We start from the raw sequence: 11,284 nt of genomic DNA on the forward strand, positions 1-11,284 counted from the left end.
CTGCTCGACCCCTGGTACCTCACCTGGTTCCTGGGCGCGTTGTTCGTCTGGCGGCTGACCACCCCGCTGTGGAAGGTGGTCCGCTGGCCCCTGCCGATAGCGTTGGCCATCGCCGTGCTCGCGTCCGTGTCGCCGGACATCGGCGACGACCTGGACCTGCAACGGGTGCTGCAGTTCCTGCCGTTCTTCGTCCTCGGCCTCGTCCTGAAGCCCGAGCACTTCCAGATCGTGCGCCGCAGGGAGGCACGGATCCTGGCGCTGCCGGTCTTCGCGGGAGCCCTGCTGTTCGCGTACTGGGCGGCGCCGCGGATGAACGCGGCCTGGTTCTACCGCCGGGACAGCGCACAGGAGTTGGCCGCGCCCGGCTGGTCCGGGGCCGTGATGACGCTCGGGATGTTCGGCTGCTCGGCGGTCCTGGTCGCCTGCTTCTTCGCCTGGGTACCCGGCCGCAGGCTCTGGTTCACCGCGCTGGGCGCGGGCACGCTCTACGGCTATCTGCTGCACGGGTTCATCGCCAAGGGCTCCCGCTTCTGGGACTGGTACGACTACCAGTGGGTGCACCAGCCACTCGGCGAGATCGTGGTCACGCTCATCGCCGGAACAGTGATCACTCTGCTGTGTACGCCACCGGTGCAGCGCATGTTCCGCTTCGCGATGGAGCCGAAGATGGAGTGGGCCTTCAAACGGGACGCCGCCGCCCTCGCCAAGGACCACAGGCGAGGCGGAGGGTCTGAGTGACCTGCCCTGGCGCGGCTCTCGTCGGCCTCGGCGGGGCTCGACGTAGGGCGCCTGGCGCCCCCCGCGTACACGAGGACGAACCCGGTGACCAGGACGGGCAGGACGGGTCGGCGGACTGCGCGTGTGGGCGACCACCGCTAGAGCAGGCTGAGTGCCTGCATCGCATCGCGTTCGATGCGGGAGAGCTCGTGCAGGATGGAGGCGGCCTGCTTCAGGTTCCCCGCGTCGTCGGATTCGCCTGCTGCCGCGATGAGTTCGGCTACTTGCGTCCAAAGGGCGGCGGCCTCGGTGTAGAGGCTGTGGCCGGTGCGCAGGCGGCTGTTGTCGATCTGTTGGGCACACTCGGCGAGGAAGTCCCGGTAGAGGTTGCGGAACAGGGCGCCGCCGGTTCCGGCCCGCTCCATGAGGGCGGCGGCGTGTGGCAGGTCCTCGCGCGGATTGGCGCTGCGCCGCAGCCACTTCGGCACTTGCTCGGCGGTCTTCTCGATGCCTCGGTGGCCGAGGTTCGCGATGGGCGGGTTCAGGAACGCGTCGGCGCAGGTCTTGATAGCGGGGATGATCCGGTCCTGCGGTGACGTCAGGCCGCTGGGCGCCGTGATGGTGAAGGAGCGGTGCTTGGCGGTCATGGGCCCGCGCTCGGCCCTGGCGTCGGCCAGGCTGTCGAGGCTGGTCGATACGGCTCCGCCCTGCGGTTCGGTGTCCACCAGGAAGGCGGACTGTTCGTCGTAGCCGTACATGGCCACGACGTGGCCGCCGAAGTGCACCTTGGTACTGAAGTAGTCCAGGTGGTAGCTGTCGAGTTGAAGGCCGACCGGCCGACCGGCGGCGATGGGCGTCGTCACGTCCTGCCATGCCTTGCGCGGGGACGTGGTCTCCGCGACCAGTAGCTCAAGGCCCAGTGTGGCGGCCAGGTTCCTGGTGAGCTCGAACGGCTTGACCCGGCCTCCCAGGAAGGGAAAGCCCATCCCTTTGCTGTCCCAGTAGATGAAGGACAGCCCGGAGCCGAGCCCGAACAGCATGGGCTCGGTCAGGTCGAGCCCCTGATGCCGCAGCAGCACGCCCAGCGCAGTCGTCTCGCAGTGCTGCATGCCGCGGAGATCGATGTCCTTCACCATGGTCATGCCGTTCATTCTCCTCCCTCTCCCTCACTCATCCCCCTCCCTCACTGGACGGCCACGCCGCAGATGGGCGCGCCGGACCACCGCGTCCCCGGACAAGATCCGCCGGACGGCTGCACAAGCGCCGCAGGGCGAGGCCATCGACCCGCCGCCGACCCGCCGACCCGCCGCGCGGTCGCTCCACCCTGATCGTCTAGCCTGCCGTGCAGCAGGAACTACGGGGGAGCGAACAGCACATGAGCAGGACAACGACTGCTGTGCGCCGACCGGCGCGGATCATGGTCGTCGCCGCGGCCTTGAGCGTGCTGGCGGCATGCAGCGGCTCTGAATCGGACGGCGGCGACCCGGAACCGAGCCCCACCGCTCCGGTCAGGACCCTGACCGCCGCGGAGATCGAGACCGCCGCGGTCGATGGCAGCGACGTGCCGAACCACCAAGTGGGCGCCCGGGAGGCGGCCGACCGGTACGAGAACTCCGACGTGAGCACGAGTCAGCCGGAGTGCGTGGTGCAGGCCAGGGTGGCGCTCGGCATGGACGTCGGTGACCCCGTTTCCACGGTGCAGCGCACCGCGATGGGCAACCCGCGGGGAGCGAAGTCGGGCTCGGGCGACCTCGTCAAGACGACGGTGAACTTGGCGTCGTACAAGGGCAAGGGCAAGGGCAAGGGCGAGGAGAAGGTCCTCCACGACCTGGGTTATGCCAGTACGGCGTGCATGCTCGGCTTCACTGCCACGGTGCGCGGTGAACGGACCCCGGTGCTCTCTCCTCCGCAGGAGGCCGAGCCCGGACGCCTCGGCTTCGCCGATGAGTACACGTGGTTCACGCTCACCGGAAAGCCGGGCGATGACGTCCCCACCCGCAAGGTGTTGGTCGTGCGCTCCGGTCACACGCTGGGCTTCTTCAGCCGGACGTATCCGGGACCCGCCACGGACGCGTCGGCGAAGGCGATGCCCTTCCCTGTCGACGTGGCACGCGCCCAATGGAAGAAGCTCGCCACCAGTGATGCAGCCGAGTGATGAGGCTCAGTGGTGGGGTCCAGTGGTGGGGTCCAGTGATGGGGAGTTGGGACCTGTCGGGCTGCGTGATGTCTTGTCCGGAGGGTGACGTAGCGTAGCGGCATGTCCACGCCACCGCCCCAGCCGGGTGGGTTCGGCGCTGCCCCGCCCCCATACGGGCAGCAGCCTCCGCAACCCCCGTACGTTCAGCAGCCTCCGCACCCCTCATACGGGCACCAGCCTCCACAACTCCCGTACGTACAGCCGCCCTTCACGCAGCAGGGCCCTCCGTTCGGACAGCAGCCCTATCCCGCAGGCCCTGGCCCATGGGGTGCGCCGCCCATGGTTCCGCCGCCCAGGCGCAGCACCGGCAAGATCCTTGCCATCGTCGGGGCCGGTGTGGGGGCGCTGGTGGTGGTGATCGTCGGGTTCGCGGTGCTCGTCGGCAGCGGTGTGGGGTTCCCGGAGGCCAAGTACCGGCTGCGGGTTCCCGGCGAGCTGGTCGATGGGACGTTCACGCTCACCACGGACCTCTCGGACACCGCGGGCCGGCAGATCGTCGAGGACAACCGGAACCGCAGCAATGTCCGTGAGCCGACGGCCGTCGTGGGCGCGTACGCGGGACAAGGGGAGCGGGACGGCAGCAGGCTGGTGGTCTCCGGCATGTACGGGCGGTTCAAGCACCCGGAGTTGGCGAAGGACGACATGATGGAGGGTGCCGCCGAGGCCCAGGGCGCCACGGTCGCAGTACCCGCACACGACGTCACGCCCCCGGGTTCGCGCCTGACGCTGCGGTGCCAGGTACTGACCTCTGAACAGGACGGCACGCGCAGCAATGTCCCCATGTGCGCGTGGGGTGACGCCAACACCGGCGCTTCGGTGGGAGTTGTCACCGACGAGAACGTGACTCAGGATCCCCAGGACGTCGACCTGCTCGAGGTCGCGCGGACGACGCTGAAGGTACGCGAGGAGATGCGCGAGCCGATCGGCTGACGTCGGCCTGCCTGCACGCCTGCACGCCTGCACGCCTGCGCGTCGGCATGCCGCCTGCGCGCCGGAGCCCGGGGTGCTGCTATGCGCGCGCCTCGTCCGGGTCTCGGCTGGATTCCGCGGCTGCGGTCCCCTGTCGAGACCGGGTTCGCGTGCCCCAGCGTTCGATCGATGGTCCGGCGGCGCCCGCAGCGGCGAAGAACGCGCCGAGGAGCAGCCAGCCGACCGTGCCAAGGCCGAGTACGACGGTGGTGAGGATGGCGGGGGCCAGCGCCTGGCCCGCGCTGAAGCCAAGCCCGAGGAGCCCCTGGTACTGGCCTTGGGCATGGTCGGGTGCCAGACCGAAGCCAAGGGCGAAGCCGGCGGAGGACTCCCATATCTCGCCCAGGCTGTGGACGAAGATCGCTGCGACCGCGAGCCCTGCGGCCGCCCACACGGGAGCGTGTGCGGTCAGGGCCATCATCGGACAGCTCAGGAGGAAGAGCAGCCCTGCCGTGCGGAACGCTTTGCCGCCGTCGCGAAGGGTTTCGATGCGGGATCCGATGCGGGTCTGCAGCAGGACGCAGACTCCAGAGTTGATCGCGGACACCGCGGCCACGGTCCAGCGCGGTGCGTCTGTGTGTTCTGAGATCCAGATCGGCAGTAGCAGGGACACCACTGGGTACTGCAGCCCCATCGCCCCAAAGAGGGCTGTGAACGTCACGAACGGACGGTCGGTGAGGGCGATCCAGCGGCGCTGCTGCGGCGGGGGTGCCACGGCCCGGTAGTTGGGGAGCAGGAACAGGAAGAGAGCGCACAGGGCGAAGCTGGCCGCGTTGCCGAGGATCAGCACGAAATAGGCGGTACGCGTATTCGCCGTGACCGCGAATCCCGCACCCACGGTTCCCAGGACGACACCCAGATTGACGTAGGTACGGAGCTTGGCCCTGAACGCCGCTGGGCGGTCGGTACCGACCCGGACCACGAGGGCTCCCCAGGCTGCGCCCCCGGCTGCAGCGGCAAGCTGGTCGATGGCAGCGATGACCGTGAGGGCGGCCCAGCTCTCGACGAACACGAGAGCGGACATGGCCACTGCTTGAACCGCCAAGGCGAGCATCATGATCGTGCGCGGTCCACGTCGATCGGCCAGGTGGCCTCCCGGTATCCCCGCGAGCAGTCCGATCAAGCCGGCGATGGTGAGGGCTGCACCCACTTGCACGGCTGGTAGATCCACGACCAACGTGAAGTAGAGCGCCGCCGCCGTGTTGAAGAGCCCATTGCCGACCCGGTTCACGAAGCTGGCCAGGATCAGTACACGCTCTGACCTGTTGTCCCCAACTACCCCGGCTATCCGAGCCATCCGACCTATCCGAGCCATCCCTGCTATTCGGCTTCGGCCGGGCGAACTCGATCTCCCCTTGATCATGTGCGCAGGCTAGCAGCGGCTGAACAGGCGGTCAGTGGTGCAAAGGCCTGCGGGGCGCACCCTTCTGGGCATGGCTGCCCGGCTGCGGGAGACATGCTTCTTCCGTGCCTGGGGGCAGGAGTTGACCGCATTATGGTGCTGGCATGGCGTCGATCCAGCAGGTCTCGTTGGGCGTGAGCGACGACAAGAGGGCGCGGGTGAGTTGCCTCCCAGAGGGCGCCCCTACGTCGTACTGGCCGACATGGAAGGCAACCGCTTCTGCGTCGAGGGGCATTGCCGCGGGGACGGCACCTCAGTACGTCTCCAGTACGTTCTCCAGTGCGCTCATGACGTAGGAACGCCAGCCTCCGCCCATGATCCGGTGCGCCATCTGCTGGGCCGGATCGTCCGGGTCGAAGCCCGAGTGCACGAGGAAGAGACGTGTGCCGCGGCCTTCGGGCTCCAGGGTCCACGTGATGGTCCAGTCGGCTGCGTTCCCCTGCGTCTCGACGGCGTCCTGCCAGCGGACACTCAGCATCCGCTCGTGGTCGAAGGCGAGGACCTCGGCCCGGATGGTGCCGGAGAAGTTGGTGTTGGGGCGAGGCACGGCGGTCATCGTGTAGCGGTGGCCGACCTCAAGGCGGAAATCGCCCGGCATCATCCACTGGGCGATCAGCTCGGGCTCGGTCAGGGCCCGCCAGACCTTGGAAGGCGGGTGGGCCAGAAAGTGATCGACCTCGATCGTGGTGAGGTCGTCCTCGTCCGGTCCGTCGGGCGGATGGGGCATCGTCATGCCTCATCGTCCGGCATGCGGTCGAGCAGATCGCCGAGGCCCTTCAGCTTGTCGCGCCAGAACCGCTCGTACGGATGGAGCCAGTCCTGCACCTCGGCGAGCGGGGCCGCCTCCAGGCGGTAGATGCGCTGTCTGCCCTGGCGTTCCTCGGAGACGAGACCCGCCTCCCGGAGTACTTTCAGGTGCTCCGAGAGGCTGGGGCGGCGCATGGCGAAGTGATCCGCGAGCCCCTGGACCGACTGAGGGCCCTGGTCGCGCAGCAGGCGCAGCACCTCGCGCCGCGTCGCGTTCGCGAGGGCGGCGAAGAGCTGGTCCTGGCTGCTCGGGGCGCTCTGGGTGCTCTGTGTGATCACTGGGGTCAGAAGCCTTCCTTCTCCGTCTTCTCCGTGAGCAGCATCAGACCGTTGCCGTCGGGGTCCTGGAAGCCGGCCATGCGTCCCCAGGGGAGATCGCTCGGGCCGTCCACAGTCACTCCAGCTTCGATGAGCCTGGCGCAGTCCGCGTCCACGTCTGTCGTGACGAACATGATCCCTCGTGCGGTTCCGGGCGTGAAGTCGCCCATGCCGGGGCCGGAGAGGGTGAGCACGGTCCGGGCGCCCTTCGGGGCGACCTGGAGCCAGCGGCCGGGGGGCATCTGGTGGTCTGCGGTGACCTCGAAGCCGAGTACGTCCGTGTAGAAGCGGAGGGCCTTGTCCTGGTCGGAGACGGGGACGGTGACGAAGGAAGCGTGGGTGATGTTCATACCCGGCACAATAGGTAGGAGATTCCCTACGCGTCAAACGTAGGGAATCTCCTACGGGTGGAGCGCGGCGACGGACCGCATCGTGTCGGTGGGATGTCGGACGTGCGGCTCGGCTGTCGGTGATCCAACGGCGGTGTGTCGGTGGCTGCTGGAACCGTGGGTGTTCAGTTGCCCAAGGGGGCGGCGGCACCAGCCGTCCTCACCAACGAGGGAGTTCCATCGTCATGTCGTCCGCACCGTCCACCCCGCCCTGGGACGTCGACCGGCTGCCCGGCGCCGAGGGCAGTGTCTTCCTGGTCACCGGCGGCAACGCCGGCATCGGGTACTTCGTCGCGGAGCAGTTGTCGGCGACGGGGGCCACCGTCGTACTCGGCAGCCGAGATCCCGCCAAGGCCGAGGTCGCCATGGCCTCGATCCGTGAGCACGTCCCCGGCGCGCGCGTGCGGGCCGTACGGCTGGACCTCGCCGACTCGTCGTCGCTCGAAGCGGCGGTGGATTCACTGGAGATGGATCGCCTTGACGCGGTGGTCCACAATGCCGGTGTCGCGCTGGACGACCCACCGCGCGAGGAGACCTGCGACGGTCACGAGCTCATGTTCGGGACGAACCACCTCGGGCACTTCGCCTTGACGCGGTGGCTGATGCCGCTGCTGTCGGCGGCTCCGGCGGCCCGCGTCGTGACGATGGGCAGCTTCGCGGCGAAGTCCGAGCGGCTGGACCTGGAAGACCTGCAGTCCCTCAAGGACTACCGGCCCAAGCGCACCTACGGACGCTCCAAGTTGGCACAGATGCACTTCGGCCTCGAACTCGACCGCCGCCTGCGGGCTGCCGGCAGCACGGTGGCGAGCGTGGTGGTTCATCCCGGCGGCGCACTGGACTCCCTCACCCCGTCACGGCCGCCGCTCCATGTGCGAACCACCGGCGCACGGTTGAGCGCGGCCCCCGCGGCCCTCATGGTCCAGGGCAAGCACGCCGGCGCGTGGCCCGCGGTTCGGGCGGTGCTTGATCCGGCCGTGCGTGGGGGCCAGTTGTGGGGGCCGCGCGTGTTCGGCCTGCGCGGCGAGCCACGACGTGAACCGGTGTGGAAGCACCTCGCCGACACCTCCGTCGCGGCCCGGTTGTGGGACGCAAGCTGTGACCTGACTGGCGTCGACCCCGGTGTCATGGCCGGATAGAACCAGGAGTGAGTGCGCTGGCGTGCGAGCGTGCTCGAGCCGGCCCGCTCCCTCGCTGTTCGGCCGTCAATCGGTCTGCTGCGGCATACGGGTGCTTACCTGGCCTGCGGTCTGCCGGAGTTGTGGGACAAGCGCAACCTGAGCACGTCGCGTTCGTTCAGATGGTCATGACGAACGCTAAGCGCGCCGCCGTTGCCCTGACCCTCGCAGCCGCAGCCCTTGCTGTGGCAGGCCCCGCCGGCGCGGGGGAATCCTCCGACGGCGATGGAGGCATCAACCTTCCTGACAGGCCCAGCGAGGTCGTCGACGGGGTGCGGACGGGCCTTGATGTTGCGACAACCACTTGGGAGATTGCCAACGCCCGCTGAGAGTTGATCGCGCGAGGGGGTGCCTCGGCGGAGGCGGTCCCAGCGAGACCTACGGCGAGACTGCTCCAGCGCGACCTATGGCGGGCTGCTCCAGCGCGACCCATGGCGGGACTGCTCTAGCGCGGAGATCCCAGCAGCCACCTCGTCGTCAGTTCGTGGATGTCGGCACGGCTGCGGTCGCCGTGGTCGGCGAACATGTGCTGGTCGGCGATGTAGAGCGAGAAGGTGATCAAGCACCGTGCCTCGACCTCGTCCTCGTCGGGGCAGAAGGCGCGGTACAGCGAACGCAGGTAGTCCATGTGGCGGTTGTCGACGCGCCGAACGCGCTCGGCGACCGCCGGATCATGTCTGGCCCAGTCCCGAATCGCCAGGTCGGTCGTGATGTCCGTGTCGAGCCCGTCGCCGGTGTCGACGATCGCGAACAGATGGCGCAGCCTGGCTTTCGCGTCGCCGCCTTCCTGCTCGACGCGTGACTCCACATCGTCGGTGCTCTCGCGTTCCCAGCGGTCGAGCATCTCCTCGATCAGGGAGTGCCGCCCGGCGAAGTATCCGTAGAAACCGCCCTTGGACACGCCGAGAGCCTTCGCCAGCGCCTCGATCTGGACGGCATCCGGGCCGCCCGTCGCGAGCGCACGCAGTCCTGCATCGATCCACTTGTGCCGCGGGGTGCGAGCCACCGCCATGATCTGCTCCGTTCCACATCGACCACCCATCTATACGGCATCGTATAGATGGCTGCTAGGCTCACATCTATACGAGGCCGTATAGATGAGGCTGTACAAACGAGGGGTGGTCATGACGCTCACGCACGCCACGCGGCAGATATCACGCAGGGGCAGGCTGAAGCTCACGCGCGCGGCCGGATGGATTGCCACGGCCTTCGGAGCGGTTCACATCGTCGTGTCGCCGCTGGGTAACCGGGACGTCTGGTCGGACATCCTTGACCAGGGACCATGGCAGACCATCTCGCTGGACGTCACCCCCGACAACTTGGCCTATTCCGAGGCCTTCTGGGTCGCGCCAGGCAGCTTCGGGGTCCCGGTCCTGCTGCTCGGTGCTTTCGTGCTGTGGACGGCGAATCAGGGCGGGCGGGTGCCTGCTCCCTTCGGCTGGGCCATGACCGCCTGGGGTGTGGTTCTGGCTGCGCTCCTGCCCGCCTCGCCTGCATGGGCCTTGCTGTTGGTCGGGGTGCTGCTCGTACTGGCGGCGCGCGGTCAGGGTTCAAGGGATGCCGAGGACCGTTGAACCAAGCACGCTGAGTCGGGGGCGCTGAACATGGTCCGGACGGTGATCCCCGTGGTGTTGACGATCGTCCTCATCACCATCGGCCTGTTGCACTTCATCTGGGCGTTCTCCCCCTGGCCGATGAAGGATGCAATGACGTTCACCAAGACGATTGGTGGCAGCGACGACGGCAGGATGCCGTCGGCACCGAGCACCGTTCTGGTGGGTCTGGCACTGATCGGTGGCGCTGTGCTCACGCTGATGGTCAATGAGTCCATCCCCGCGATCAGCCCCAACTGGCTGCAGCTGACGGGCATGTACGGCCTCACGGCGGTGCTGCTCGCCCGTGGCCTGGGGGGATACTTCATGAACTCCGGAGCCGCCGTCGAATTCCAGCGGTGGAACACGGTCCTGTACTCACCACTGTGTGTGGCGCTCGCCTGCATGGGCGGCACTGTCGCTGTAGCCGCAAGCAGGCGTTGACGTCGGGCCTTCACGCGGGGCGCCGTCCGTGCCATCTGGGGCAACTCGGCGACGTTCGAGTCGCCGCGCAGGAACCACAGCAGCTCGTACACGATGGACTTGGGATGCACCTTCTTGGTGGTGACCAGTGGGAACCCATGTCTCGGTAGTGTGCGGACATGACAAGAGGTGAGCGAATTGCGGACCAGTTGGACCGGCACTGGCAGAAGAACCTGCGGCCGCGGCTGCACGGTCTTGCCGATGAGGAGTACTTCTGGGAGCCGGTGCGTGGCTGCTGGAGCATCCGCCCACGTGGCACGTCGGCCGCACCGATGTCGGAAGGTTCGGGGCAATGGACGATGGACTTCGCATGGCCTGGCCCGGAGCCGGCGCCGGTGACCACGATCGCCTGGCGGCTGGCGCACGTCATTGTCTCCGTGCTGGGCTATCGGGTCGGATGGCACTTCGGCGGCCAGGACGTCGACTCCGAGACATTCGCCTACGCGGGGACCGCTGACGAGGCGCTGAAACAGCTCGATGAGATGTACGGGAGATGGAACGCGGGGGTCCGCGAGCTCTCGGACGCTGACCTGGAGAATCCGCCCGAGGCGGGTCCCGAGCGGTTTCCCATGGAGGGCATCGTCCTGCACGTCAACAGGGAGCTGATCCACCACGGCGCCGAGATTTCCCTGCTGCGCGACCTCTACCGCTGGCAGGACGGAGCCGTACCGCGCCGCATATGACTTTGCGGTAACCGGCGAACGACCCGCACGCCACGACTCTGCTCAGCTACTTCGAGATGGCGCAGCTTCATCTCAGGGTCGGTCGCTGGGAGCGTGTCGGCAACTGAACGATCTGTAGCTTGAACGGCTCTGTCGGGGCTGCCGTGGTCCTATGCTTCTGCCTCTGCGTCGGGGTAGTAGCGCACATCGACCTCCGCGACGGGCTGTGAGCCTTGGGCGTGTCGCAGGCGGATCGGTCGGCCGCCCGGGGGGTTGTCGAAGAGTCGGATGCCATCCCCGAGCAGGACAGGTGCGATGCGCAGGTCGATCTCGTCGACCAGGCCGCGTTCGAGGAGTTGGCGGCCGATCGTCGGCGAGAGCACTTCGAGGTCCTTGCCGTCGGCGGCGTCCAGGCCTGATCTGGTCCTGAACTGGTGAACCGCCGCCCCCCCGGGCTCTATCGGCCGAGGGGGGGAGGCGTCGTGCCGTGAGCCGGGGGGGGGGTGCCCCTATGAATTTGGTCAAGGGGTTGGGGTGGGCTGAGGTTGGTAGAAGGTCCCGTCGCGGAGCATG

Annotated in this window: 14 protein-coding genes and 1 pseudogene; 7 read left to right on the forward strand and 8 right to left on the reverse strand. The window is 68.0% G+C overall.

The window, feature by feature from the left end:
* A partial coding sequence (locus tag AC5P1C_RS42920) for an acyltransferase family protein (RefSeq protein ID WP_493871450.1) occupies positions 1-738 on the forward strand: 738 nt, incomplete at its 5' end.
* 137 nt (positions 739-875) lie between these two features.
* Here AC5P1C_RS42920 and AC5P1C_RS42925 read toward each other — a convergent pair.
* Entirely contained in the window at positions 876-1,859 is a 984-nt protein-coding gene (locus AC5P1C_RS42925; protein ID WP_493871451.1) for a BtrH N-terminal domain-containing protein, read from the reverse strand.
* 233 nt (positions 1,860-2,092) lie between these two features.
* Here AC5P1C_RS42925 and AC5P1C_RS42930 point away from each other — a divergent pair, with 233 nt between their 5' ends.
* Positions 2,093-2,872: a hypothetical protein gene (locus tag AC5P1C_RS42930; RefSeq protein ID WP_493871452.1), complete on the forward strand. Its 780-nt coding sequence runs from the start codon at positions 2,093-2,095 to the stop codon at positions 2,870-2,872.
* A 321-nt stretch (positions 2,873-3,193) separates the two neighbouring features.
* Positions 3,194-3,844 carry a hypothetical protein gene (locus AC5P1C_RS42935; RefSeq protein WP_493871453.1) on the forward strand — a complete coding sequence of 217 codons (651 nt, stop codon included), beginning with the start codon at positions 3,194-3,196 and terminating at the stop codon, positions 3,842-3,844.
* A 79-nt stretch (positions 3,845-3,923) separates the two neighbouring features.
* Here AC5P1C_RS42935 and AC5P1C_RS42940 read toward each other — a convergent pair whose 3' ends face one another.
* From AC5P1C_RS42940 to AC5P1C_RS42955, 4 genes are all read right to left on the reverse strand, one after another.
* Positions 3,924-5,180, reverse strand: coding sequence for an MFS transporter (locus AC5P1C_RS42940; protein ID WP_493871454.1), 1,257 nt, complete (start codon positions 5,178-5,180; stop codon positions 3,924-3,926).
* Between the two features lie 358 nt (positions 5,181-5,538).
* Positions 5,539-6,018 carry an SRPBCC family protein gene (locus AC5P1C_RS42945; protein WP_493871455.1) on the reverse strand — a complete coding sequence of 160 codons (480 nt, stop codon included), beginning with the start codon at positions 6,016-6,018 and terminating at the stop codon, positions 5,539-5,541.
* A complete protein-coding gene (locus AC5P1C_RS42950) occupies positions 6,015-6,371 on the reverse strand; it encodes an ArsR/SmtB family transcription factor (RefSeq protein WP_493871456.1) in 357 nt (118 codons plus the stop codon). Before AC5P1C_RS42950 ends, AC5P1C_RS42945 begins: the two co-directional genes overlap by 4 nt.
* A 5-nt stretch (positions 6,372-6,376) precedes the next feature.
* A complete protein-coding gene (locus AC5P1C_RS42955; protein ID WP_493871457.1) occupies positions 6,377-6,760 on the reverse strand; it encodes a glyoxalase superfamily protein in 384 nt (127 codons plus the stop codon).
* Positions 6,761-6,984: 224 nt separating this feature from the next.
* On the opposite strand from AC5P1C_RS42955, the gene AC5P1C_RS42960 reads away from it, so the two are divergent.
* Positions 6,985-7,935, forward strand: coding sequence for an SDR family NAD(P)-dependent oxidoreductase (locus tag AC5P1C_RS42960; protein ID WP_493871458.1), 951 nt, complete (start codon positions 6,985-6,987; stop codon positions 7,933-7,935).
* Positions 7,936-8,419: 484 nt separating this feature from the next.
* On the opposite strand, the gene AC5P1C_RS42965 is transcribed toward AC5P1C_RS42960, so the two are convergent.
* Positions 8,420-8,986 carry a TetR/AcrR family transcriptional regulator gene (locus tag AC5P1C_RS42965; protein ID WP_493871459.1) on the reverse strand — a complete coding sequence of 189 codons (567 nt, stop codon included), beginning with the start codon at positions 8,984-8,986 and terminating at the stop codon, positions 8,420-8,422.
* 112 nt (positions 8,987-9,098) lie between these two features.
* On the opposite strand from AC5P1C_RS42965, the gene AC5P1C_RS42970 reads away from it, so the two are divergent.
* A complete protein-coding gene (locus tag AC5P1C_RS42970) occupies positions 9,099-9,548 on the forward strand; it encodes a DUF6463 family protein (protein ID WP_493871460.1) in 450 nt (149 codons plus the stop codon).
* A 42-nt stretch (positions 9,549-9,590) separates the two neighbouring features.
* Positions 9,591-10,010, forward strand: a complete 420-nt coding sequence (locus AC5P1C_RS42975; RefSeq protein ID WP_493871461.1) for a DUF3995 domain-containing protein — start codon at positions 9,591-9,593, stop codon at positions 10,008-10,010.
* A gap of 95 nt (positions 10,011-10,105) precedes the next feature.
* Here AC5P1C_RS42975 and AC5P1C_RS42980 read toward each other — a convergent pair.
* Positions 10,106-10,210: pseudogene (locus tag AC5P1C_RS42980) on the reverse strand (hypothetical protein); the annotation flags it as partial.
* Between AC5P1C_RS42980 and AC5P1C_RS42985 the strand changes: the two are divergent.
* Positions 10,169-10,732, forward strand: a complete 564-nt coding sequence (locus tag AC5P1C_RS42985) for a DinB family protein (protein WP_493871462.1) — start codon at positions 10,169-10,171, stop codon at positions 10,730-10,732. The pseudogene AC5P1C_RS42980 and the gene AC5P1C_RS42985 overlap by 42 nt on opposite strands.
* A gap of 149 nt (positions 10,733-10,881) precedes the next feature.
* On the opposite strand, the gene AC5P1C_RS42990 is transcribed toward AC5P1C_RS42985, so the two are convergent.
* Complete coding sequence (locus AC5P1C_RS42990; protein WP_493871463.1) at positions 10,882-11,094, reverse strand: dihydrofolate reductase family protein; 213 nt, start codon at positions 11,092-11,094, stop codon at positions 10,882-10,884.
* Positions 11,095-11,284: the final 190 nt, after the last annotated feature.

The sequence above is a fragment of the Streptomyces sp. A18 genome, assembly GCF_059026065.1.

What these genes read in the sequence shown, in the direction of transcription:
- AC5P1C_RS42925 (WP_493871451.1), bottom strand. Translation starts at nt 1,859, where the DNA reads ATGACCATGGTGAAGGACATCGATCTCCGCGGCATGCAGCACTGCGAG.
- AC5P1C_RS42930 (WP_493871452.1), top strand. Translation starts at nt 2,093, where the DNA reads ATGAGCAGGACAACGACTGCTGTGCGCCGACCGGCGCGGATCATGGTC.
- AC5P1C_RS42935 (WP_493871453.1), top strand. Translation starts at nt 3,194, where the DNA reads ATGGTTCCGCCGCCCAGGCGCAGCACCGGCAAGATCCTTGCCATCGTC.
- AC5P1C_RS42940 (WP_493871454.1), bottom strand. Translation starts at nt 5,180, where the DNA reads ATGGCTCGGATAGCCGGGGTAGTTGGGGACAACAGGTCAGAGCGTGTA.
- AC5P1C_RS42945 (WP_493871455.1), bottom strand. Translation starts at nt 6,018, where the DNA reads ATGACGATGCCCCATCCGCCCGACGGACCGGACGAGGACGACCTCACC.
- AC5P1C_RS42955 (WP_493871457.1), bottom strand. Translation starts at nt 6,760, where the DNA reads ATGAACATCACCCACGCTTCCTTCGTCACCGTCCCCGTCTCCGACCAG.
- AC5P1C_RS42960 (WP_493871458.1), top strand. Translation starts at nt 6,985, where the DNA reads ATGTCGTCCGCACCGTCCACCCCGCCCTGGGACGTCGACCGGCTGCCC.
- AC5P1C_RS42965 (WP_493871459.1), bottom strand. Translation starts at nt 8,986, where the DNA reads ATGGCGGTGGCTCGCACCCCGCGGCACAAGTGGATCGATGCAGGACTG.
- AC5P1C_RS42970 (WP_493871460.1), top strand. Translation starts at nt 9,099, where the DNA reads ATGACGCTCACGCACGCCACGCGGCAGATATCACGCAGGGGCAGGCTG.
- AC5P1C_RS42985 (WP_493871462.1), top strand. Translation starts at nt 10,169, where the DNA reads ATGACAAGAGGTGAGCGAATTGCGGACCAGTTGGACCGGCACTGGCAG.